Source organism: Albimonas pacifica, from assembly GCF_900113695.1.
GTDB lineage: Bacteria > Pseudomonadota > Alphaproteobacteria > Rhodobacterales > Rhodobacteraceae > Albimonas > Albimonas pacifica.
On sequence record NZ_FOQH01000002.1, the window covers coordinates 397,885 to 418,499 of the forward strand.

Consider the following 20,615-nt stretch of genomic DNA (forward strand, 5'->3'; position numbering starts at 1 on the left):
CGGCCGGCCCCGCCCTCACGTCTGCGGGAGCGTCGCGGCGGCGGCTTCGTAGAGGCGGAAGCCGTCCTCGATGGCGGGCAGGATGTCGACCACCTCGAAATGGTCCCGGGCGAGGAGGGGCGAGTCGCGCAGCCGCTCCATCGCGCAATGCCAGGCTAGGGGGCCGTCCACCTCGGCCATGGCGATGTCGGAGACGCGGCCATGGAACGCCTCGGCATCGAAGTGGCGAAGGCGGATGCCGCGGGCGCCGAAGGCCTCCGCGAGCGCGGGCCCCGCCAGCGCCTCCCGCGCGGAGCGGTCCAGCGCCAGCCACGAGGGGCGGGCGCGCAGCAGCAGGAACACGGTCAGCGGCACGGGCGCCGGCCCGGTCGTCTGCGGGGGACGGGCAGGGGTCTGGGTCATCGCGAAAGCCTCGTGGGGGTTGCGTCGCGGACCAGAATCCGAGCGGATGCTCGCATCCGCAACTCGCATCCCAGGCCGCCCGCGCCCGATGGCCCATCCCCCGAGAAAGACGCCCAGACAGGCCCGCTCGCGCGCCACGGCCGAGGCGCTGGTCGAGGCGGCCGCTCGCATTCTCGAGACCGAGGGCCGCGGCGCCCTGACCACCAACCGCATCGCCGAGCGGGCGGGGGCGGGCATCGGCTCGCTCTACCAGTATTTCGCGAACCGGGAGGCGATCGTCGCCGCCCTCGCCGCGCGCGAGCGGGCGGCGCTGCTGGCGGAGGTCCGCGCGGCCGCGGCGGCGGGCGGCAGCCCGCGCGCGACGCTGTCGGCGATGCTGGAGGCGGCGCTGCGCCACCAGTTCGCCCGCCCGCGCCTCGCCCTGGCGCTGGAGGCGCTGGAGCAGGAGGTCGACCAGCGCGAGGACGCCGCCGCCCTGGCGCAGGCGCTGGAGGCGGAGGTGCAGGCCGCGGTGCGCGCCCTCGCCCCCGACGCCCCGCCGCAGGCCGCGCGCGACGCGCTCGCCATCGCCCGGGGGCTGGTGGACGCGGCGGCGCGGGCCGGCGAGACCGACCCCGCCCCCCTGCGCCCGCGGCTGGAGGCGGCGGTGCTGGGCTACCTGACCTGGCCCCGCCCGGGAGATGCCGCGGCGGCGCCCGGGCAGGCCGGCGAGGGCGGGGGACCGCAGACCGGGAGCGTCTGACGGGAGGGGCGGGGCCGGGCGGCCGGAGGCCTCGGGCGTCGGCGGCGGGCGTCGGCGGCGGACGGGGCGTCGACCGGGAGGGTGCAGGCCGGGAGGGCCGGACGCCATCGGCGCGCCGGGCGGCCATGGGCAGGGCCTGAAACGCGAAGGGCGCGCGCCTTGCGGCGCGCGCCCTCGGGACGTCGGCAGGGGCCCTGGCCCCGCGCGTCTTACTCGCCGGCGCCGGGCAGGGCGCGGCCGCCGGAGAAGCCCTCGCGGGGCTTGTAGTTGGTCTTCTCGACGATGCGGGCCGATTTGCCGCGACGCGCGCGCAGGTAGTAGAGCTTCGCGCGGCGGACCTTGCCGCGGCGCACCACCTCGATCGAATCGATGTTGGGCGAGTGGATGGGGAACACGCGCTCCACGCCCTCGCCGAACGAGATCTTGCGCACGGTGAACGAGCCGCCGATGCCGTTGCCGCCCTTGCGGCCGATCACGACGCCCTCGAAGGCCTGGACACGGGTGCGGGTGCCCTCGGTGACCTTGTAGCCGACGCGGATGGTGTCGCCCGCCTGGAAGTCGGGGATCGCCTTGCCAAGTTCCTTGGCGTGCTCGAGCTCGAGCGTCTGCAGGAGGTTCATGACCTCTATCCTTATGACTGGCCGTCTTTGTTCCCTTCGCCCGGATGGGCGGGGGACGGACTGTTTCGCGACCGAGCGCTCTGGGCTTCCTTCGGGTCCGGACCGGAGCCTTGCCGCTCCCGGTGCGCCCGCCAGAGATCGGGTCGTCGTTCCTTGGTCAGCCTTTCGGCCTCTTGCCGACGCCACTCCGCGATCCGGGCGTGATTGCCGGAGAGAAGCGTCTCCGGGATCTCGCGCCCTTCCCACACGGGGGGCCTCGTATACTGCGGGGCTTCCAGCAGTCCGTCGGAGAAGGACTCCGTCTCCACGGACTCGGGGTTCCCGAGGACGCGCGGTATAAGCCGAACCGTGGCGTCGATCAATGCCATCGCGGCGATTTCCCCGCCGGTCATCACGAAATCCCCGAGGCTGACCTCGTGGATGCCGCGGGCGTCCAGCACGCGCTGGTCCACGCCCTCGAACCGGCCGCAGATGAAGGTCGCGCCGGGGGCCTCGGCCAGGGCGCGGGCCATGGCCTGGTCGAAGGGGCGTCCGCGCGGCGACATCATCAGGACGGGGCCGGGGCGGGGCGTCTCGTCCAGGGCGGCGGCCACCACGTCGGCGCGCAGCACCATGCCCGGGCCGCCGCCGGCGGGGGTGTCGTCCACCGCCCGGTGTTTTCCGAGGCCGTAGTCGCGCAGATGCACCTTCTCCAGCGCCCAGATCCCTTCGGCGAGCGCGCGGCCCAGCAGGCTTTCGCCCAGGGGACCCGGGAACATGCCGGGGAAGAGGGTCAGCACCGTGGCGCGCCAGGCGTTCTTGACCCGCGTCTCCTCCATCAGGTCGCGCGGGCGGCGCGAGGCGGAGATCGTCAGCCGCCCGTGCGAGCGGCTGGGCGCCGGCGGCTCGGGCGCGTCGGGCTCGGTCTCGTCGCTCACGCCCCGGCGTCCTCGCCGGGTCCGGGGCCGTCGTCCTCGTCGTCGTCGTCGCCGGGGAACACGCCCGGCGGCGGGTCGGCGACGATGCGGTGGGCGGCGAGGTCGACGATCGGCACCGCGGCGCGGGTGAAGGGCAGCATCACCGGCTGGCGGAACTCGGGCGAGACGATCTCGAGCATGTCGCCGGCGCCGAAGTCGTGCACCGCGCGGACCTTGCCCAGCCTGACCCCGCCGCCGTCGTAGACCGGCAGGCCCACCAGGTCGGCATGGTAGAACTCGTCCGTGGGCAGCGAGGGCAGCTTCCAGCGCGGCGCATAGAGGCGCACGCCGCGCAGCGCCTCGGCCTGCTCGCGGGTGGCGACGCCGGTGAGGCGGGCGGCGAAGCCCCCCTTCACCTGGCGGGTGATCTTCACGCCGAACTCGCGCCCGGCCTCGTCGGTCAGGGGCGCATAGTCGCCGATGGCCTCGGGCTGGGCGCAGAAGCTTTTCAGGCGCACGTCGCCGCGCACCCCGAAGGCGCCGGCGATGGCGCCCACGCAGACCTTGCCGATCGGATCTTCGTTCATTTCGCCCGCATCCTGAACGGTCCTCCGTCATTGCCGCGCGTGGCCAGCCCCAGCCCCCGCTCCAGGGCCGATACGCCGGGAGCGTCCTGCCCCTCGGCGGCGACCGCGAAATCCAGCCCGCGGTCGTGTCGGATCTCCCAGGCGAAGCCGGGCAGGTCCATCGCGTCGGCGATGCGGGCGAAATCCTCGCGTCCGATCGCCTTGCGGTCCCGGGCCAGCGAGGCGCGCCAGCGGGCCGCGTTCTTGATGAAGTCCAGCCGGGGGGCGAGCCCCTCGGCGTGGACCGGATGCGCGGGCGCCATCCAGCGGGCCTGCAGGCGGCGGATCACGCCGCCGTCGCGCCCGCGGGTCCAGGCGGTGCCGGGACCGATGATCCCGATCGCCTCGAAGCGCTCGACCAGCTCGGCGGCGTGGTCGGTGGGCCGCTTCACGAACAGCGCCAGCCCGTCGCCGGGATGCATCGCCTCCAGCGCCGTCTCCGTCGAGTGGGAGAGCAGGCAGAAGCTGCGCTGCACCGCCTCCTCGACGTGGTCGCCGGAGCCGACGCCGATCCAGAACTTCCGATCCCGCTTCTTCGTCATCGCCCGGCCTCCGCCTGTCCGCCCCTGAAAGGGCGGCAGCCTAGCGGGTCGGGTCTAACAGAGCCTTGATCGCGGAAGCGGACGCTGACCGGACGGGCGAAGCGGGCGGGCGGAGGGAGACCCTCCGCCTGGCGCCGGTCACTCGGCCGAGGCTTCCTCGGCGGGCGCCTCGGGGGCGGGAGCGGCGGCGGCGGCGGCCGCGGCCTCGGCGGCCTTCGCGGCCTTTTCCTCGCGCTCCTTGGCGCGCTCCTTGGCCTTCTTGCCCGGCTCGGCCTTCTTGAGGTTGGCGCGCTCGGCCTTGTCGCGGACGCCGGCGGCCTCGAGGAAGCGGGCGACGCGGTCGGTGGGCTGGGCGCCCTTGGCGATCCACTCCTGGATCTTCTCGACGTCGAGCTTCACGCGGTCCTCGGAGTCCTTGGGCAGGAGGGGGTTGTAGGTGCCCAGCTTCTCGATGAAGCGGCCGTCGCGGGGGGCGCGGCTGTCGGCGGCGACGACGCGGTAGAAGGGACGCTTCTTGGAACCGCCGCGGGCGAGACGAATCTTGATGGCCATGGTCTTGGTCTCCTTGGGTGTCGGTCCGGCGCAGGGCGCCGGGAGGTCGTGTCGGGCCGCTGGCCCGGGGTTTCGGGTCCGGGCGGGCGCCCGGGGTCTGGGATCCGGGCCTGGGCCCGGTTTGCCGTCCGGGCGTTCCGGCCCGTTTGCGGTCCCGGGCGCGGGGGCCCGGGCGTCTCGATCAGCTCTTCAGCTTCTCGTGGTGGCGGATGACTTCCTGGATGATGAAGGCCAGGAAGGCTTCCGCGAACTCGGGGTCCAGTTCGGCGTCGGCCGAGAGCTGGCGCAGCCGGGCGACCTGGCGGGCCTCCCGGTCGGGGTCGGCGGGGGGCAGGTCGTGCTCGGCCTTCAGCTTGCCGACCGCCTGGGTCGCCTTGAAGCGCTGGGCCAGCGTGTAGACCAGGATCGCATCGAGGTTGTCGATGTCCCCGCGCAGCTTGGCGAGCACCTCGCGCGCGCGCAGCACGTGCGCCGGCTCGCCCAGGGTCCCGGCGGTCTGCGTCGCCGTGTCGGTCCCCGTCTTCGTCATCGTCGTCCCTCCCCCGGTCATGCCGCCGCCCCGGCCGAGGCGCGCGCCGGGTGGCGCCAGACCTCGACCACATGGCCGTCGGCATAGGTGAAATCGCCCGGCTCGCGCACGCAGCCCAGCCGGCGGGCCAGCGCGAGGCTGGGCGCGTTGGCCGGGTCGATCAGGCTGATCGGCGCGTCGATCCCGTGGCGCTGGAAAGCGTCCTCGCGCGCGGCGAGCGCGGCCTCGGCCGCATAGCCGCGCCCCTCGAACCCGTCGAGCAGGGACCAGGCCATCTCCGGCTCGGGGACCTGCTCGTGCCACTGCATCCCGACGCGCCCGACCAGGAGGCCGGTGGCCTTCTCCTCGACGGCGAACATGCCGTAGCCGCGCAGCACCCACATGCCCAGGAAGGACTGGAACTTGGTCCAGGCCTGCTGGCGGGACATCGGGCCGCCGATGAAGCGGGCGCGGGGGCCGGCGTAGAAGGCGGCCAGCGGCTCGAAATCCTCCACGCGCAGGGCGCGCAGCACCAGCCGCTCGGTCTCCAGCGTGGGGATCGTCGCGACGGTGGTCATGCCGAGAGCTCCGCCGCCGAGGGGTGGCGCCAGATCTCGGCGTGCCAGCCCTCCTCGGGGTGGACGAAGTCGCCCTCGCGGTGACAGCCGAGCCGGGTGGCGACCGCCTTGCTGGCGGCGTTCTCCGGCGCGATCAGGCTGATCGCGGTGGTCCAGCCGGCGGAGCGGTAGGCCCAGTCGCGCGCCTCGAGCGCGGCCTCGGTGGCGTAGCCCTTGCCCTCGTGCCCCTCGAACAGGGACCAGCCGATCTCGGGCTCCGGCCAGCCGTCGGGCCGCCACGGGCCGACGCGGCCGATCACGGCGCCCGAGGCCTTCTCCTCGACCATCCACATGCCGAAGCCGCGGAAGGCCCACATGCCCAGCGTCCCCGCCAGACCCCACCAGGCGTCGGAGCGGCCGAGCGGGCCGCCGATATACTCGGTCCGCGGCGCGGCGAAGAAGGCCGCGAAGGGCTCGAAATCCTCCTGGCGCGGCGCGCGCAGGCGCAGCCGGCCGGTCTCGAGCGTGGGGATCTCGAGGCGGAAGGTCATTTCTTCTTCCCGAAGCCGGACAGGCCCGGCGGCATCGGCGCGCCGCCGCCCAGGCCCGGAAGGCCGCCCGGCATGCCGCCGCCCCCAAATCCACCGGGCCCGCCCATGCCCTGGGGCAGCTTCGGCGCCTGGCCCGGCGCGCCGCCCATGCCGGCGGGGGGCGTCATGCCCGCAGGCATCCCGCCTCCCTTGCCGCCGAAGAGCGCGCCCAGGCCGCCCCGCATCAGGCCCTTGGTCCCCATCTTGCCCATCTTCTTCATCATGTCCGCCATCTGGCGGTGCATCTTCAGAAGCTTGTTCACGTCGGCCACGTCCATGCCGCAGCCCGCCGCGATGCGCTTCTTGCGGCTGGCCTTGAGGAGGTCGGGGTTCTTCTTCTCCTCCTTGGTCATCGACTGGATGATGGCGATCTGGCGCTTGAGGATCTTGTCGTCGAGCCCCGCCTCGTCCATCTGCTTCTGCATCTTGCCCATGCCCGGCAGCATGCCCATCAGGCCGCCCATGCCGCCCATGGAGATCATCTGCTCGAACTGCTTCTGCAGGTCGTTCATGTCGAAGCGGCCCTTCTGGAACCGCCTCATCATCCGCTCGGCCTCTTCGGCCTCGATCGTCTCCTGGGCTTTTTCCACCAGCGAGACGATGTCGCCCATGCCCAGGATCCGGCCGGCGATCCGCTCGGGGTGGAATTCCTCGAGCGCGTCCATCTTCTCGCCGAGGCCGACGAACTTGATCGGCTTGCCGGTCACCGCGCGCATCGAGAGCGCGGCGCCCCCGCGGCCGTCGCCGTCCATGCGGGTCAGCACCACGCCGGTGACGCCGATGCGGCCGTCGAAGTTCTCGGCGACGTTCAGCGCGTCCTGGCCGGTCAGGCCGTCGACCACCAGCAGCGTCTCGCGCGGGCGCACGGCGTCGCGCACGGCGATGGCCTCGTCCATCAGCTCGTCGTCGACATGCAGACGGCCGGCGGTGTCGAGCATGTAGACGTCGAAGCCGCCCTGCTCGGCGGTCATCTTGGCGCGGCGGGCGATCTGGACCGGGCTCTCGCCCTTCACGATCGGCAGCACCTCGACGCCGGTCTGCAGGCCCAGGACCTGCAGCTGCTCCATCGCCGCCGGGCGGCGGACGTCGAGCGAGGCCATCAGGACCTTCTTCTTCTCCCGCTGGCTCAGGCGCATGGCGAGCTTCGCGGTGGTCGTGGTCTTGCCCGAGCCCTGCAGGCCGACCATCAGGATCGGCGTGGGCGGGTTGTCGACGCGCAGTTTTCCGATTTCGGCGCCGTCGCCGGCGAGCACCTTCACCAGCTCGTCATGCACGATCTTGACGACCTGCTGGCCGGGCGTGACGGACTTCGTCACCGCCTGGCCGGTCGCCTTCTCCTGCACGGCCTTGACGAAGTCGCGGGCGACGGGGAGCGAGACGTCGGCCTCCAGCAGCGCCACCCGCACCTCGCGCAGCGCGGTCGAGACGTCGGCCTCGGACAGCGCGCCCTGCTTGGTGAGTTTCTCGAAGACGCCCGAGAGGCGTTCGGAGAGGCTCTCGAACATGCCCAGCGCTCCTTCCTTCCTGGCCCGTGTTCCGACGGGGAGGTCGGAAGGGGCGGCGCAAACGTCAAGCGCTCCGGCGGGCGCGACGCGCTGGCCGGAGGCGATCCCCGCGCACGGCGGGGACCGGAAGCGTCGGGCTTCCGGGGATTGGGCCCGGCCTTTACGCGCGAGACGGGGCGGAGTCAACCGCGAGGGGCGGCGGGCGGGCCCGCGGCGGGCGCAGGCGACGGGCGCAGGCGACGGGCGCAGGCGACGGGGGCCGCGCCCGGTCCGGCCGCGCCGCCGGGGGCGCCGGAGTGGGGCAGGGGCGCCGCGCCCCGCCGCCGCCGCGTCGCGGCCGTCGGGGGAGGGCTTGACGGAGGGCGGCGCGGCGGGCTCCCTGTCGCCGTCAGTCAAGGGAGCCGAGACATGATCCGCCAGCGCCGCGACCGCCGCGAAACCCTGCCCGACCGGGCCCGTCGCGGACGCGCCGCCCGCGCCGCGGCCGCGCTCGCCGGCCTGCTGGCGCTGGGCGCCTGCGCGACCGCCGAGCCCGAGGCGACGGAGGCCGCGCCCGACGGCGTCTCCATCGCCGAGACCACGCGGATGCGCGCCGAGGTGCTCTCGGTCGACGTCGAGGCGGGGCAGGTGATGATGCGCGACCTCTCGACCGGCGACGTCTTCACCCACCGCCCCCCCGCCGAGATGACGGGCGCCATCGGCGTCGAGCCGGGCGACGTGGTCGAGGCGATGCGCACCCGCGCCATCACCGCCTGGCACGCCGAGGGCGGAGACGAGACCGGGCGCACCGAGTCCGAGGTGGTCTCGACCCCCGCGGCCTCCGGCGGCTCGCCGGCGATGGTGGGCGGGCGGCTGACCCGCTCGGTGATGAACTTCGTGGTCTGGAACGCCAAGACCGACGTGGCGGTGTTCCGCTCGCCCGAGGGCAACGTGGTGCGCTACCACCTGACCAACGACGAGGCCCGCGCCTTCGTCGCCTCCCTCGACGAGGGCGACCCGATCGAGGTCGAGATCTCCGACACCGTGGTGGTCAAGCTGGTGGAGTGACGGCGCGCCATCGCCGGTGGGTTGGGAGGGGGCCTGCGGGCCCCTTCCGCGTTTCCGGGCGCCGGCGGTTCCCGGCGCCGGCCGATGGCGCCGCCCCGGAGGGCGGCGCGCGCCCCCGAGCGCTCCCCACCCGCCCGCCCTCGCGCCCGGGGGCGCGGCGCGCCGCCGGCGAGGGGAGCCGCCAGGCGGCGAGGGCGAGGGGAGCCCGGGCGCGGCGGGATCGCGCCGGGGCGAGGGGCGGGCGCGTCGAGCCCGGGGGGCGCCCCGGCCTCAAGCCGGGGCCTCTCCCCCATATCCGCCGGCCGGGCTGCGGCGGGAGGGGGCGCGACGGCGCCGCCAGGCGGCGATCAGCGCGGCAGGCGGGTTCCGACGCCGGCCGCCTGCGCCTTCTCGTGGCAGAGCGCGGCGAGCGCGAGGTCGCCCATGGCGAGGCCCCGAAAGGCGAAGGCGATGGTCTCGGAGGGGTCGCGGCGCCCCTGCGCCTCGCCGCTCGCCAGCGCCGCGAGGTCGCCCTCGATCAGCGAGAACGCCAGCAGCGGGTCGGCCATCTGCCGCTCCTGCTCGCGGTCGTCGGTGAACACCCGGGCGCGGCCGGCGAGGCGGTCGACCTGCCAGGCGCGGGCGAGCTCGACCATCGACACGAACGCGCCGGGCGCGAGCCAGGCGGGGTCGAGGAACCGCGGCAGCTCCGGCGTGGGCGTGACCGAGGAGACCACCAGGTCCGCGCCCTCGACCGCGGCCTGGGGCCCGTCGGGCTCTTCGGTCGCGAGGCCCAGCGCGTGGGCCTCGGCCGCCAGCTTCTCGATGTTGGCCCGACCGCGGCCGAGGATGCGCACGGTCTTCAGCGGGAACAGCTCGGAAAAGAGCTGCAGGTGGCAGGAGCCCTGCACGCCGGTCCCGATCAGCGACAGCACCTGCGCGTCGGGCCGCGCCAGGTGCTGGGCGGCCAGCGCCGACAGCGCGGCGGTGCGCACGCCGGTGATCCAGTCCCCGTCCATCACCGCGATCGGCGCGCCTGTGGCGCTGTCGTGCAGGCAGATCAGCGCCCCGATCGAGGGCAGGCCCCTGGCCGCGTTGGCGGGCGACAGGCCCAGCGACTTGGTGGCGAAGCGGGGCGGGTCGTCCGAGGACGCCAGCATCGACATGTAGAGCCGCCCGTCGTCCCGGTTGATCGCGCGCTTGGGCGTGTTCTCCGAACGCCCCGAGCGCAGCCCCTTGAGCAGCCGCGCGAGCATCCCGGTCATCTCCCGCGCGGTGAGGCCCAGGCCCTCCACGTCCGCGCGCGTGAGGTAGAGCAGGTCGGACATGGCGGGGGCTCCTTGAGGCTGTCGGGGGTCGAGGGGGACGATGATCGGTGAGCGGACGGGGCGCAAGGGGGGCCGGCAAGGGGGGCGGCGCCCGGGCGGGTGAGCGGGGGCGCGGGGGGCTCCGCTTCTGAACTCACCAGGGAACAGGGCCGCGCCTGCTCCCCGCAGCCGTCCGTCGCTTGCGATGCCTGAGCTGCGGCGGGGGCCGGGTCAAGGACGAGCCGCCTTCGGCGGTCGCTTCGCGATCCTTGACCCGGCCCCCGCCGCAGCTCCGGTCGGCATCCGCGACGGACGGCTCCGGGGAACAGGCGCTTCGCGGGAGGCTCCCGGCGGGGGCGCCCGGGGCGGGCGTCGTCGGGGGGCGGGAAGGGACGGGGCGGCTTCGGCCGGCGAGGTGCGGGCCGCGATCCCGCCGGGCGGCGGACGCGGGCGCGCGGCGTCAGGCGCACGGCGTCGGGGGCACGGCGTCGGGGGCGCGGAAACGACGAAGGGCGCCGCTTGGGGCGCCCTTCGGGTCGGTCGGTCGTCCGGCCGGGCCCTCAGCGCGGGCTGCGCTTGGCCAGTATACGCTGCAGCGTCCGGCGGTGCATGTTCAGGCGGCGCGCGGTCTCGGAGACGTTGCGGTCGCAGAGCTCGAACACCCGCTGGATATGCTCCCAGCGCACCCGGTCGGCGGACATCGGGTTCTCGGGCGGGGGCGGCTTCTGCTCGCCCTCCGACAGCAGCGCCGCCTCGACGTCGTCGGCGTCCGCGGGCTTGGCGAGGTAGTCGGTCGCGCCGATCTTCACCGCGGCGACCGCGGTCGCGATGGCGCCGTAGCCGGTCAGCACCACGATGCGGCTGTCGGGGCGCGCCTCGCGCAGGGCCTCGACCACGTCGAGGCCGTTGCCGTCCTCGAGCCGCAGGTCGATCACCGCGAAGGCGGGGGGCGCGCGACGGACGAGGGCGAGGCCCTCGGCCACGCTCTCGGCGGGGGTCGGCTCGAAGCCGCGACGCTCCATCGCGCGGGTCAGGCGGCGGCGGAAGGGCTCGTCGTCGTCAAGCACAAGGAGCGACTTGTCGGGTCCGATGTCCCTCGGGGCCCGGTCGTCTTCTTCTTGGTCGGTCATGGACAGCTCGTCTCCCGTTCGCCCGGCGAATCTGGGGGGACACTATGGAAATCGAGCGCCGTGTCAAAGGCGCGCGAGGACGGATCGTCGCGGGCGGGCCAAAAAAACGCGGAATTCACAGTCTGTCCGCGAAACACTGCACCCGCTCGGCCACGTCCGCCGGCGGGATGTCGCGGCGGAACACGTCCAGGAAGCTCCCGTCCGGCGCCATCAGGTAGGTGAAGGTGGAGTGGTCCATCAGGTAGACTTCCGGGTCGTCGCCCTGCTTGGCGTAATAGGCCTTGTAGGCCTTGGCGATGGCGGCGGTCTGCTCGGGCGTGCCGGTCAGGCCGACCATGCGCGGGTGCAGGGCGCCCACGAAGTCCGACAGCGCCTGCGGCGTGTCGCGGGCGGGGTCGATGGTGACGAACACGGGCGTGACGTCGATCCCGCGCTCCTCGAGGATCTCGGTGGTCTGGGCCATGTTGGCGGTGTCGAAGGGGCAGACGTCCGGGCAGAAGGTGTAGCCGAAGTAGACCAGCGTCAGCCCGTCGATCACCTCCTTGTCGGTGACCGTCGCGCCGGTGTGGTCGGTCATCTCGAACGGGCCGCCGATGCTCGCCGCGCCGGGGGCCAGGGCCGAGGCGCGGCACTGGGCGAAGCGGTCCTCTCCGTCGGCGGGGCCGAAGGCGAACCAGGCGCCGGCTCCCAGCCCCGCGACGGCGACGGCCAGACCGGCGAAGGCGGCGGCGCGGGCGGCGTTGGGCTTGGGCATGGGGGGTCCTCCGGCAGCGGCGCGGAGACAGGGTCCGTCCCGCGCGGCGCATAGATGGCCGAGCCGGCGCGCCGGGGAAACCCCGCGCGACGCGAGGCCGCGCCGCGCCGCGCCGCGGCCCGCAGGGGCGTTCGGGGGCGGTTCCGACCCGGCCGACCCGTGCCGCAGGCCCTGCCGGGTCGTCGGGGCGCCGGGGCGTCGGGACGCCTGCGGCGTCGGAGCGCCTGCGGCGGGGAGCGGCCGGCCCGGCCGCTCCCCGCCCGCTCACAGGAAGGCGTCGGCGTCGTTGAGCGTGGCGGCGTCCACGCCCAGCACCGTGCCGACCAGCGCGCCGCCGGAGGTGCGGATCTCGGTCCCGCCCTCGATGTCCGTGAAGGTCAGCTCCGCGAAGGGGACGTCGGCGCGGATCCGGTCCTCGCCGGGCTGGAAGTCGGCGGCCACGTCGGCGCCGGTCTGCGAGCTCAGCCGGAACTCGTCCGCCCCGCCGCCGCCGGTCAGCGTATCGGTCCCGCCGCCGCCCTCGAGCGTGTCGTCCCCCGAGCCGCCGTCCACCACGTCGTCGCCCGAGCCGCCCGAGACCGTGTCGTCGCCCTCGCCGCCCCGCACCACGTCCGCGCCCGAGCCGCCGTTCACCGTGTCGTTCCCCGCGCCGCCCTCGAGCGTGTCGTCGCCGCTGTCGCCGTCCACCGCGTCGTGCCCGGCCCCGCCGTAGACGAAATCGTCGCCCGAGCCGCCCGAGACCTCGTCGTCGCCGTTCCCCCCGTCCACGTAGTCGTCGCCCGAGCCGCCGAACAGCCGGTCGCGCCCGTTCCCGCCGTAGACGAAGTCGTCGCCCCCCGCCCCGTCGAGCCGGTCGTCGCCGTCCCCGCCCGACAGGTAGTTGCCCCGCGCGTCGCCCTTGATCTGGTCGCGCCCGTCGGTGCCGCCCAGCTCGACGAACTTCCTGATCTCCTGCTTGTCGCCCAGGATCGTCGCCTTGTTCTTCGACAGGTCCGCCTTCAGCCCCTCCTGCCTGGTCTTCACCTCGACCGAGCCGTAGAACAGCGAGTTGTACCCCCCGCCCCCGTCCACCATGTCCCGCCCCAGCGAGCCCAGGATCACGTCCGAGCCGCCCCGGCCCAGGATCGCGTCCGCGCCCGTGGTCCCCAGGATCCGGTCGCCCGCCCGGGTCCCCACGAAGCGCATCGGCAGGTCCTCGTAGAGGTTCGCCAGGTGGTGCAGCGCGCCGTCGACGTCGCCGTCCTCGTAATGGTCCAGCGCCCGGTTCAACTCGCGGAAGAAGCGGTCCACGTCCGCCTCCAGGTTCTCGCCGCGCGCCAGCAGCCGCCCGGCGGCGTCGCGGATCTCGACCTGCTCGATGTCCTTCTCGCGCCCCTTGCGGTCCAGCGTCACCCGCAGCACGGCGCGCAGGCCGGCGCCCTCCAACACCAGCTCGCCCTTGCGGCCCGTGCGCTCGAAGGTCAGGTCGAAGTCTTCCGCGCCGTAGATGCGCGCCAGCGCCTCGGCCGGCGACTCGTAGCCCTCCGCCAGCGCCGAGGTCTGCTTGAACTTCGCCTTGCGTCCCGGCATGGCCGGCCCTCCCGTTGTCCGGGCCATTCCCCTTGACCCAGGGGAATGCTACGATGAACGCCGCCGCCCCGCCAGCTCTCCCGCGCGCTTCCCAGCGCCCGGGCGCCGGGCTATACCGGGCCCATGGCGGACGGACTTCCCTTCGGCATTCCCGCGCGCGGGCGGGTGGACTGGGTGCGGCTGCGCACCCTGACCTCGCTGCGCTGGCTGGCGGCGCTGGGGCAGGGGGCGGCGGTGCTGTTCGCCGACCTGGTGCTGCACATGTCGCTGCCGATCGGGGCCTGCTTCGGGGCGATCGCGGCCTCCGTCTCGCTCAACATCGTGGCCGAGGCGGTGCACGCCCCCAACAAGCGCCTGTCCGAGCGGGGCGTGGCGCTGACGCTGCTCTTCGACCTCGCCCAGCTCGGGATGCTGCTGTTCCTCACCGGGGGGCTGACCAACCCGTTCGCGCTGCTGGTGCTGGCGCCCGTGATCGTCTCGGCGACCGCGCTGTCGCTGCGCTCGACGCTGGTGCTGGGGCTGTTCGCGGCGGCCGAGATCTCGCTGCTGGCGCTGGTCTACATCCCCCTGGTCTTCGCCGACGGCACGGTGGTCGAGCCGCCGACCACGATCATGGCCGGAAGCTGGGTGGCGATGATGACCGGCCTCGCCTTCGTCGCCGGCTACGCGCGCCGGGTGACGGCCGAGATGTGGACGATGACCAAGGCGCTGGGCGCAGCCCAGGAGGCGCTGGGACGCGAGCAGCGCCTGACCGCCATCGGCGGGCTGGCGGCGGCGGCGGCGCATGAGCTGGGCACCCCGCTCGCCACCATCAAGCTGGTGGCCGGCGAGCTCTCGCGCGAGCTGCGCGACCAGCCGGAGCTGCACGAGGACGTGGAGCTGATCCGCCAGCAGGCCGAGCGCTGCCGCGAGATCCTGCGCGAGCTCTCGGCCACGGGCAAGGACGACCGGCACATGCGCACGGCGCCCATCTACCGCCTGGTCGAGGAGGCCGCCGGCCCTCACCGCGACCGCGGCAAGCGGGTGATCCTGCGCCTGCAGGGCCGGCCCCTGACCGATCCGCCCCCGCCCCAGCCCGAGGCGATGCGGCGTCCGGAAGTGATCCACGGCCTGCGCAACCTGGTGCAGAACGCCGTCGACTTCGCCGAGGCCTCGGTCTGGATCGACATCGACTGGAACGACCGCCACCTGCGCATCGCGGTGGGCGACGACGGGCCGGGCTTCGGCGCCGACATGCTGGGCCGGCTGGGCGACCCGTTCGTGCGCGCCCGCCTGCGCCCCGGCGCCGCCGGCGGCGACAGGCCCGGCCCCGCCGAGGAGGTCGAGCCCGAGGACGCCCCCTCCGGCGACGACGGCCGCGCCGGCTACGAGGGCATGGGCCTGGGCCTGTTCATCGCCAAGACCCTGCTCGAGCGCACCGGCGCCCGCGTCTCCTTCGCCAACGGCGGCGACGCCGAGGCCCGCGCCCCCGACGCCCGCGACCCCGAGATCCGCCTGTTCCCCGAGACCGCCCGCGCCCCCGGCGCCGTGGTCGAGGCGGTCTGGCCCCGCGGCGCGCTCGACCTGCCCGAGGGGCGGCCGCGCGGGGCGCTGGGGGCGAACGAGTCGTTCTCGCTCGGGAATGTTTGAACTCCGCAAACTTTCGTATAGGTTGAGTTCGCCGAGAGGGGGGGCCCTCCCCACGCCGCTCGCGGGAGATCGCCGGTGCTGGAGCTTGCCGAAGTCACCGCCCTGCTGACGGCCGCGCCCGCGGCCGCGCTGGAGGCGCTGCGGTCCGGGAACCAGCTGGTCCTGGCCGTCGCCGGCGGCTGCGCCGGGGCGGTGGCGGCCGCGCTCGGCCTTCGGACCCTGCGCCTGCGCGCCGGCCACCCCGGCCCGGGCCTCGCCGGCGTCGTCGCGCCGGGCGCGGCGGGGCTGGGCTCCCGCGGCCTGCGTCCCGGCGCCGGGACGCAGGGGGGCGAGGCCGGCCTCGGATTCCACCTCGAGGGCGGGCGCCTGCGCGCCCGCGACCGCGCCGCCCGCGGCTTCCTGGGCGATGAGACGCGCCCGCTCGACGATTTCACCCGCCGGCTGACCCCGGTCGAGGGGGCGATGGACCTGGGCCTCGCGCTCCGCGCGCTCGAGGCCGACGGCCGCCCGTTCCGCACGCTCGCCGACGACGACGAGGGCCGGAGCTGGGAGATCGCCGGCCGGCCCGAGGCGGGCGAGGCGCGCCTCGTCCTCGTCCCCGCCGGCCCCTCCCGGCGAGAGATCGCGCGGCTGCGCGGGATGCTGGCGATGCTCGCCGCCGACCGCGACCAGGCGACCGAGGCGCTGGAGGCGGCGCCGCTGCTGGCCTGGCGGCGCTCGCCCGCGGGGCACGTGGTCTGGGGCAACGCCCTCTATCGCCGGATCGCGGGGGCGGAGGAGGCGCACGGCTCCGACGCGGCGCCTCTGCCGGAGCTGCACCACGACGGCGGCGAGTCCCGCGGGGCCCGCCCGCCGGAGGGGCGCCGCTCGGTCTTCGACGCGCGCACCGGGGAGCGGCGGTGGTACGAGCTGGCGGAGCTGCCCGCCTCCGACGGGGGAGAGCTCGGCTACGGCGTCGACGCCGCCGCGGCGGTCCATGCCGAGGGGGCGCTGCGCCGCTTCGTGGAAACCCTGACCGAGACCTTCGCGCATCTGGCCATCGGTCTCGCGATCTTCGACCGCGAGACGCGGCTGGGCCTGTTCAACCCTGCCTTCGCCTCGCTGATGCGGCTCGACCCGGCCTGGCTGGCGGGACGGCCGTCGCTGTCGGACGTGCTCGAGCGGCTGCGCGCCGAGCGGCGGCTGCCCGACCACGAGGATTTCCAGCGCTGGCGGGCCGACATGCTGGGCCTGTTCCGGGCCGAGGGCGGGCAGGAGCGGCCGGAGCGGACCGAGGTTTGGCACCTGCCGGGCGAGCTGCAGATCCGGGTGGTGGCGCGGCCCCATCCCCAGGGGGCGGTGGCCTTCCTGTTCGAGGACGTCTCCGAGACCGCGCGGCTGGAGCGCCGCTTCGCCACCGAGACCGAGATCCGCCGCGCGGTGATGGACCGGCTGGAGGAGGGCGTGATCGCCTTCGGCCCCGACGGGGCGGCGCGGTTCGTGAACCCCGCCTTCGCCGCGATCTGGCGGCCGCGGGCCGAGGACCTCGACGGGGGGCTCGACGACGTCGACGTCGGGCTCGCGGAGGGCGGGGCCGAGCGGCTGCGCCTGCCCCAGGCGCTGGAGATGTTCCGCGCGCGCAGCGGCGCGGCGGCGGTCTGGGACCGGCTGGCGGAGTTCTTCGGCGCCCCCGCCGACCGCGCCGCCTGGTCCGAGGAGGTCTCGCTGACCGACGGACGGCGGCTGCGGGTGCGGGTGGCGGCGCTGCCCGACGGCTCGGTGCTGGCGGCCTTCACCGACGTCACCGACACCGCGCGCGCCGAACTCGCCACGCGCGAGCGCACCGCCGCGCTGGAGGCGGCCGAGGAGATCCGGGGGGCGCTGCTCGAGCAGGTCTCGGGCCGGGTGCGCACGCCGCTGGCGCGGATCCTGGGCCTGGGCCTCGCGCTGCGCGACGAGGCCGAGGACGCCGGCGCCGAGCCCGGGGCGCTGGAGCGGATCGACGCGATCCTGGAGGCGGCGAGCCAGGTGCAGGCGGCGCTGAGCGGGGTGGCGGACCTCGCCTCGGCCCAGGCCGGGGTGTTGTCGCTGACGCCCGAGACGGTGGACCTGCGCGCCGCGCTGGTGGCGGCGCTGGACATGGCCCAGCGCCGCGCGGCGGAGCGGGGCGTGACCCTGTCGCTGGAGCCCGCCGCGGGGGCGGAGGGGGGCGAGCAGGTGCTGGGCGACGCCGCCCGGGTGCGCCAGCTCCTGTTCAACCTGGTGACCGATGCGGTGCACCGCGCCGGGGCCGGCGACGAGGTGCGCGCGGGCGCCTGCCGTCGGGGCGGCGAGATCGAGATCTGGACCGAGGCGCCCGACGACGGCGCCCCTTCCGACGCCGGCCCCGCCCCGGGCGAGCCGCGCCATGGCGGCCTCGCCCATGCCCTGGTGCGCCGCTTCTCGGAACTGCACGGCGGCTCGGTGCGCACCGAGCGCCTGGAGCGCGCCGGCGCCCTCCGCCGGCGGGTGATCTGCACCCTCCCCGCCGAAGCCCTGCGCGCCCCCGCCCCCCGCCGCGCCCCCGCCGTCGCCTGACCCCGGCCGTCGCCTGTCCCCCGCCGTCGCCTGAACCCCGGCCCCGCGGCTTCGGGCCCTTCGGCGAACGGCGGCCTCCCATGCGGAGCGTCCGCGCGACATCCTCCCCCTCCTCCTCCCCCTCCTCCTCCTCCCCCTCCCCCTCCTCGTCCGCCGCCGCTCCGGCGGCCTTCTCGTTTTGCCCCGCCGTGCCCGCGTCCTCGGGCGGCGGGACTGCGGGCGGGGCCGGACCGGGCGAGGCCGGACTGGGCGAGGCCGGACTGGGCGAGGCCGGCCGACGCGGGGCCGAACTAGGCGAGGCCGGACCGGGCGCGGGCCGGGACGCAGGGGCGGGCCGGGACGCAGGGGCGGGCCGGGACGCAGGGACGCAGGGGCGGGCCGCGCCCGCGGGGCCGGCCGCTCCCGGCGCCGGCGAAGCGGGGCCCGGGGCGGGCGGAGCCGGGCGTTCGGGCGTGGGCGGGGCGCCGCTCCGGACCTGCGGGGCGGGGCGCGGCAGGGGGCGAAGCCTCGCTTCGCCGTCTGGGGACGGGCGGCGCGGCGCGGGGGCAGGGCGCCTGTGCGCGGGCGGGGCATTGCTCCGGGGAGGCGGGATCGCCATGATCGGGGGGCGTCCCACGCGCCCCCGTTTCTCCCCGCCACCGGAGCCGCCATGTCATTGCGATCCGACGCCGCCGCGCCTGCGCCTGCGCTCCGCCGCCTGCTGGCGGACGCGGAGGCGACCGACCGGCTCGGCGCCGCGCTGGGCCTCGCGCTCGCGCCCGGCGACGCGGTGATGCTCTCGGGCGACCTGGGGGCCGGCAAGTCGGCGCTGGCCCGCGCCGCGATCTCGGCGATCCTGGCGCAGGAGGACCGGGTCGAGGACATCCCCTCGCCCTCCTTCACGCTGGTGCAGAGCTACGACAGCGCCCGCGGCGAGATCTGGCACGCCGACCTCCACCGCCTCGGCGGCCCCGCCGCGATCCCCGAGCTGGGGCTGGAGGAGGCCTTCGAGGACGCGATCTGCCTCGTCGAGTGGCCCGAGCGCCTCGGCCCCCTCGCCCCCGCCCGCCGGCTGGAGATCGCGCTCGCCTTCCCGCCCGGCGACGGCGAGGGCCGCCTGCTGGAGGTCCGCCCGGTCGGCCCCGGGTGGGAGGCCGCGCTGGCGGCGCTGGGCCGGTGAGCCCCCGTCGCCGCCCGCTTCCCCGCCCCCGTCGCCGTCCCCGTCGCCATGACGAAATCCGTCGCCCCCGCGCTTGACGCAGCCCCGGCCGCGATCCCAGAACAGCTGTCCCGCAACCCGACCCCGCGAGCGCCCGTGCCCGAGACCTCCGCCTCCCCCGCCCCCGACCGGGACGCCCTGCGCGCCGCCTTCCTGGCGCAGGCCGGCTGGGCCGCCGCCACGATCCGGCCGCTGGCCGGCGACGCCTCCAACCGCCGCTACGAGCGGCTGAGCGAGGGCCCCGGCGGGGCCGGCGCGGTGCTGATGGACGCGCCCCCCGAGAAGGGCGAGGACCTGGTCCCCTTCCTGGGCGTCACGCAGGCGCTGCGCGCCCGCGGCTTCTCGGCCCCCGAGATCCTCGCCGCCGACCCCGCCACGGGCTTCGCGGTGATCGAGGACCTGGGCGACGACCTCTACGCCCGGGTCTGCGCGCGCGATCCCGCGCTGGAGACCCCCCTCTACCTCGCCGCGGCCGAGCTGCTGGCCGAGCTGCAGTCCGCCCCGGCCCCCGAGATCGCCGGCGACCACGCCGTCCCCCCCTACGACCGCGGCACGCTGGAGCGGGAGGCGATGCTGCTGCCCGAGTGGTATCTCGCGGGCCTCGGGCAGGGCTCGGCCGCGCTGGCCGAGGAGTTCCGCGGCCGCGTGACCGCGGCCCTCGCGCCGGTCGAGGACGTCCGCGGCGCGCTCGCGCTGCGCGACTTCCATGCCGAGAACCTGCTGTGGCTGCCCGCGCGCCGGGGCGCCGCGCGGGTGGGGCTGCTCGACTACCAGGACGCGCTGCGCGGCCACGGCGCCTACGACCTGATCTCGCTGACCGAGGACGCCCGCCGCGACACCTCCGAAGGCCTGCGCGCCGCCGCCACGCGGCGCTACCTGGAGGCCTCGGGCCAGGACCCCGAGGCCTTCGGGACCGCCGCGGCCCTGCTCGCCGCCCAGCGCAACATGAAGATCGTGGGCATCTTCGCCCGCCTGCACCTGCGCGACGGCAAGGCGGGCTACCTCGACCTGATCCCGCGGGTCTGGGGGCACCTGGCGCGCGACCTCGCCCACCCCGCGCTCTCGGAGCTTCAGGCCTTCGTGAAGGCCCACGTGCCCCCGCCCGCGCCCGGCGCCCTCGCCCGCCTGCGGGGCGCGCGATGACGCCGTCGCGCGCGATGATCATGGCGGCCGGCAAGGGCACGCGGATGGGGGCGCTGACGCAGACCGCGCCCAAGCCGATGCTGCCGGTGGCGGGGCGTCCGCTGATCGACCACGCCCTCGACCGGGTCGTCGAGGGCGGGGCCGCCGAGGCGGTGGTGAACCTGCACCACCTCGGCGAGCAGATCCGCGCCCATCTCGCCGGCCGCGAGGCGCCCCGCGTGACCTTCTCCGACGAGACCGAAGCGCTGCTCGACACCGGCGGCGGCGTGCGCAAGGCCCGCCCCCTGCTGGGCGAGGCGCCGGTCTACGTGCTGAACTCGGATGCCATCTGGACCGGCGCCGCCCCCCTGCCGACGCTGGCCGCCGCCTGGGACGAGGGGCGGATGGACGCGCTCCTGCACTTCGTGCGCCGCGAGGATGCGGTCGCCTACACCCGCGCCGGCGACTTCTTCCTGGAGGACGTCGCGGACGGCGTCGGCCGCCCCGTGCGGCGGGGCGAGGCGCCGCTCGCGCCCTACATCTACGCCTCGGCCCAGATCGTGCGCCCCGCGGCCTTCGAGGGCTTTCCGCCGGGCCCCTTCTCGACCAACCTCGTCTGGGACCGCCTGCTGGAGGCGGGGCGCCTCTTCGCCGTGGTCCACGAGGGCGCCTGGGTCGACGTCGGCACGCCCGAGGGGCTCGCCGCCGCCGAGGCGCTGCTGGCATGAACCGCCGCCCGTCCCGCCCGCGCCCGCGGGCCGGATCCGTCCCCCGCGTCGCGCCC

The 20,615-nt window shown here is 75.6% G+C and carries 21 protein-coding genes; 7 read left to right on the plus strand and 14 right to left on the minus strand.

Going from position 1 to position 20,615, the window contains the following annotated elements; translation table 11 throughout:
• Positions 1-15: 15 nt before the first annotated feature.
• On the minus strand, positions 16-402 hold the full coding sequence (locus BM064_RS04585; RefSeq protein ID WP_092858314.1) for a darcynin family protein: 387 nt from the start codon (positions 400-402) through the stop codon (positions 16-18).
• Between the two features lie 88 nt (positions 403-490).
• On the opposite strand from BM064_RS04585, the gene BM064_RS04590 reads away from it, so the two are divergent.
• Complete coding sequence (locus tag BM064_RS04590; protein WP_218160952.1) at positions 491-1,144, plus strand: TetR/AcrR family transcriptional regulator; 654 nt, start codon at positions 491-493, stop codon at positions 1,142-1,144.
• A gap of 209 nt (positions 1,145-1,353) precedes the next feature.
• On the opposite strand, the gene rplS is transcribed toward BM064_RS04590, so the two are convergent.
• The 9 genes from rplS to ffh all read right to left on the minus strand — a co-directional run bounded on the left by rplS (position 1,354) and on the right by ffh (position 7,540).
• Positions 1,354-1,764 (minus strand): 50S ribosomal protein L19, encoded by a 411-nt coding sequence (rplS, locus tag BM064_RS04595; RefSeq protein ID WP_092858318.1) that lies wholly within the window; start codon positions 1,762-1,764, stop codon positions 1,354-1,356.
• A gap of 11 nt (positions 1,765-1,775) precedes the next feature.
• Positions 1,776-2,681, minus strand: coding sequence for a tRNA (guanosine(37)-N1)-methyltransferase TrmD (trmD, locus tag BM064_RS04600; RefSeq protein ID WP_425426138.1), 906 nt, complete (start codon positions 2,679-2,681; stop codon positions 1,776-1,778).
• Positions 2,678-3,247 (minus strand): ribosome maturation factor RimM, encoded by a 570-nt coding sequence (gene rimM, locus BM064_RS04605; RefSeq protein ID WP_092858320.1) that lies wholly within the window; start codon positions 3,245-3,247, stop codon positions 2,678-2,680. The genes trmD and rimM overlap by 4 nt, the downstream gene beginning before the upstream one ends.
• Complete coding sequence (locus BM064_RS04610) at positions 3,244-3,828, minus strand: EVE domain-containing protein (RefSeq protein ID WP_092858323.1); 585 nt, start codon at positions 3,826-3,828, stop codon at positions 3,244-3,246. Before BM064_RS04610 ends, rimM begins: the two co-directional genes overlap by 4 nt.
• Positions 3,829-3,966: 138 nt before the next feature.
• On the minus strand, positions 3,967-4,380 hold the full coding sequence (rpsP, locus tag BM064_RS04615) for a 30S ribosomal protein S16 (RefSeq protein WP_092858326.1): 414 nt from the start codon (positions 4,378-4,380) through the stop codon (positions 3,967-3,969).
• Positions 4,381-4,561: 181 nt separating this feature from the next.
• Complete coding sequence (locus BM064_RS04620) at positions 4,562-4,909, minus strand: chorismate mutase (RefSeq protein ID WP_092858328.1); 348 nt, start codon at positions 4,907-4,909, stop codon at positions 4,562-4,564.
• A 17-nt stretch (positions 4,910-4,926) separates the two neighbouring features.
• Positions 4,927-5,466 (minus strand): GNAT family N-acetyltransferase, encoded by a 540-nt coding sequence (locus BM064_RS04625; protein WP_092858330.1) that lies wholly within the window; start codon positions 5,464-5,466, stop codon positions 4,927-4,929.
• Positions 5,463-5,996 (minus strand): GNAT family N-acetyltransferase, encoded by a 534-nt coding sequence (locus BM064_RS04630; RefSeq protein ID WP_092858332.1) that lies wholly within the window; start codon positions 5,994-5,996, stop codon positions 5,463-5,465. The genes BM064_RS04625 and BM064_RS04630 overlap by 4 nt, the downstream gene beginning before the upstream one ends.
• Positions 5,993-7,540 carry a signal recognition particle protein gene (gene ffh, locus BM064_RS04635; protein ID WP_092858334.1) on the minus strand — a complete coding sequence of 516 codons (1,548 nt, stop codon included), beginning with the start codon at positions 7,538-7,540 and terminating at the stop codon, positions 5,993-5,995. The genes BM064_RS04630 and ffh overlap by 4 nt, the downstream gene beginning before the upstream one ends.
• A gap of 408 nt (positions 7,541-7,948) precedes the next feature.
• Between ffh and BM064_RS04640 the strand changes: the two genes are divergently transcribed.
• Entirely contained in the window at positions 7,949-8,587 is a 639-nt protein-coding gene (locus BM064_RS04640) for a hypothetical protein (RefSeq protein ID WP_092858337.1), read from the plus strand.
• Positions 8,588-8,934: 347 nt separating this feature from the next.
• On the opposite strand, the gene BM064_RS04645 is transcribed toward BM064_RS04640, so the two are convergent.
• From BM064_RS04645 to BM064_RS28310, 4 genes are all read right to left on the minus strand, one after another.
• Entirely contained in the window at positions 8,935-9,894 is a 960-nt protein-coding gene (locus BM064_RS04645) for an ornithine cyclodeaminase family protein (RefSeq protein ID WP_092858339.1), read from the minus strand.
• A gap of 539 nt (positions 9,895-10,433) precedes the next feature.
• Entirely contained in the window at positions 10,434-11,003 is a 570-nt protein-coding gene (locus BM064_RS04650; protein ID WP_092858341.1) for an ActR/PrrA/RegA family redox response regulator transcription factor, read from the minus strand.
• A 115-nt stretch (positions 11,004-11,118) separates the two neighbouring features.
• Complete coding sequence (locus BM064_RS04655; protein WP_092858343.1) at positions 11,119-11,757, minus strand: SCO family protein; 639 nt, start codon at positions 11,755-11,757, stop codon at positions 11,119-11,121.
• A 264-nt stretch (positions 11,758-12,021) separates the two neighbouring features.
• A complete protein-coding gene (locus BM064_RS28310) occupies positions 12,022-13,326 on the minus strand; it encodes a calcium-binding protein (protein WP_177236143.1) in 1,305 nt (434 codons plus the stop codon).
• A gap of 123 nt (positions 13,327-13,449) precedes the next feature.
• On the opposite strand from BM064_RS28310, the gene BM064_RS04665 reads away from it, so the two are divergent.
• From BM064_RS04665 to BM064_RS04685, 5 genes are all read left to right on the plus strand, one after another.
• The gene (locus tag BM064_RS04665; RefSeq protein ID WP_092858347.1) at positions 13,450-14,955 is read left to right on the plus strand and encodes an ActS/PrrB/RegB family redox-sensitive histidine kinase; all 1,506 of its coding nucleotides are present in this window, start codon (positions 13,450-13,452) and stop codon (positions 14,953-14,955) included.
• A gap of 75 nt (positions 14,956-15,030) precedes the next feature.
• On the plus strand, positions 15,031-17,511 hold the full coding sequence (locus tag BM064_RS04670) for a sensor histidine kinase (RefSeq protein ID WP_092858349.1): 2,481 nt from the start codon (positions 15,031-15,033) through the stop codon (positions 17,509-17,511).
• A gap of 649 nt (positions 17,512-18,160) precedes the next feature.
• Entirely contained in the window at positions 18,161-18,670 is a 510-nt protein-coding gene (gene tsaE / locus BM064_RS04675; protein ID WP_092858351.1) for a tRNA (adenosine(37)-N6)-threonylcarbamoyltransferase complex ATPase subunit type 1 TsaE, read from the plus strand.
• Positions 18,671-18,805: 135 nt separating this feature from the next.
• Positions 18,806-19,852 (plus strand): aminoglycoside phosphotransferase family protein, encoded by a 1,047-nt coding sequence (locus BM064_RS04680; RefSeq protein ID WP_245779053.1) that lies wholly within the window; start codon positions 18,806-18,808, stop codon positions 19,850-19,852.
• On the plus strand, positions 19,849-20,559 hold the full coding sequence (locus BM064_RS04685) for a nucleotidyltransferase family protein (RefSeq protein ID WP_092858355.1): 711 nt from the start codon (positions 19,849-19,851) through the stop codon (positions 20,557-20,559). The genes BM064_RS04680 and BM064_RS04685 overlap by 4 nt, the downstream gene beginning before the upstream one ends.
• Positions 20,560-20,615: the final 56 nt, after the last annotated feature.

Coding starts and splice junctions, on each gene's coding strand:
- BM064_RS04620 (WP_092858328.1), bottom strand. CDS start 4,909: ATGACGAAGACGGGGACCGACACGGCGACGCAGACCGCCGGGACCCTG.
- BM064_RS04685 (WP_092858355.1), top strand. CDS start 19,849: ATGACGCCGTCGCGCGCGATGATCATGGCGGCCGGCAAGGGCACGCGG.
- ffh (WP_092858334.1), bottom strand. CDS start 7,540: ATGTTCGAGAGCCTCTCCGAACGCCTCTCGGGCGTCTTCGAGAAACTC.
- tsaE (WP_092858351.1), top strand. CDS start 18,161: ATGTCATTGCGATCCGACGCCGCCGCGCCTGCGCCTGCGCTCCGCCGC.
- BM064_RS04650 (WP_092858341.1), bottom strand. CDS start 11,003: ATGACCGACCAAGAAGAAGACGACCGGGCCCCGAGGGACATCGGACCC.
- BM064_RS04610 (WP_092858323.1), bottom strand. CDS start 3,828: ATGACGAAGAAGCGGGATCGGAAGTTCTGGATCGGCGTCGGCTCCGGC.
- rimM (WP_092858320.1), bottom strand. CDS start 3,247: ATGAACGAAGATCCGATCGGCAAGGTCTGCGTGGGCGCCATCGCCGGC.
- BM064_RS04645 (WP_092858339.1), bottom strand. CDS start 9,894: ATGTCCGACCTGCTCTACCTCACGCGCGCGGACGTGGAGGGCCTGGGC.
- BM064_RS04640 (WP_092858337.1), top strand. CDS start 7,949: ATGATCCGCCAGCGCCGCGACCGCCGCGAAACCCTGCCCGACCGGGCC.
- rplS (WP_092858318.1), bottom strand. CDS start 1,764: ATGAACCTCCTGCAGACGCTCGAGCTCGAGCACGCCAAGGAACTTGGC.
- BM064_RS04625 (WP_092858330.1), bottom strand. CDS start 5,466: ATGACCACCGTCGCGACGATCCCCACGCTGGAGACCGAGCGGCTGGTG.
- BM064_RS04655 (WP_092858343.1), bottom strand. CDS start 11,757: ATGCCCAAGCCCAACGCCGCCCGCGCCGCCGCCTTCGCCGGTCTGGCC.
- rpsP (WP_092858326.1), bottom strand. CDS start 4,380: ATGGCCATCAAGATTCGTCTCGCCCGCGGCGGTTCCAAGAAGCGTCCC.
- BM064_RS04590 (WP_218160952.1), top strand. CDS start 491: ATGGCCCATCCCCCGAGAAAGACGCCCAGACAGGCCCGCTCGCGCGCC.
- BM064_RS28310 (WP_177236143.1), bottom strand. CDS start 13,326: ATGCCGGGACGCAAGGCGAAGTTCAAGCAGACCTCGGCGCTGGCGGAG.
- BM064_RS04665 (WP_092858347.1), top strand. CDS start 13,450: ATGGCGGACGGACTTCCCTTCGGCATTCCCGCGCGCGGGCGGGTGGAC.
- BM064_RS04630 (WP_092858332.1), bottom strand. CDS start 5,996: ATGACCTTCCGCCTCGAGATCCCCACGCTCGAGACCGGCCGGCTGCGC.
- BM064_RS04585 (WP_092858314.1), bottom strand. CDS start 402: ATGACCCAGACCCCTGCCCGTCCCCCGCAGACGACCGGGCCGGCGCCC.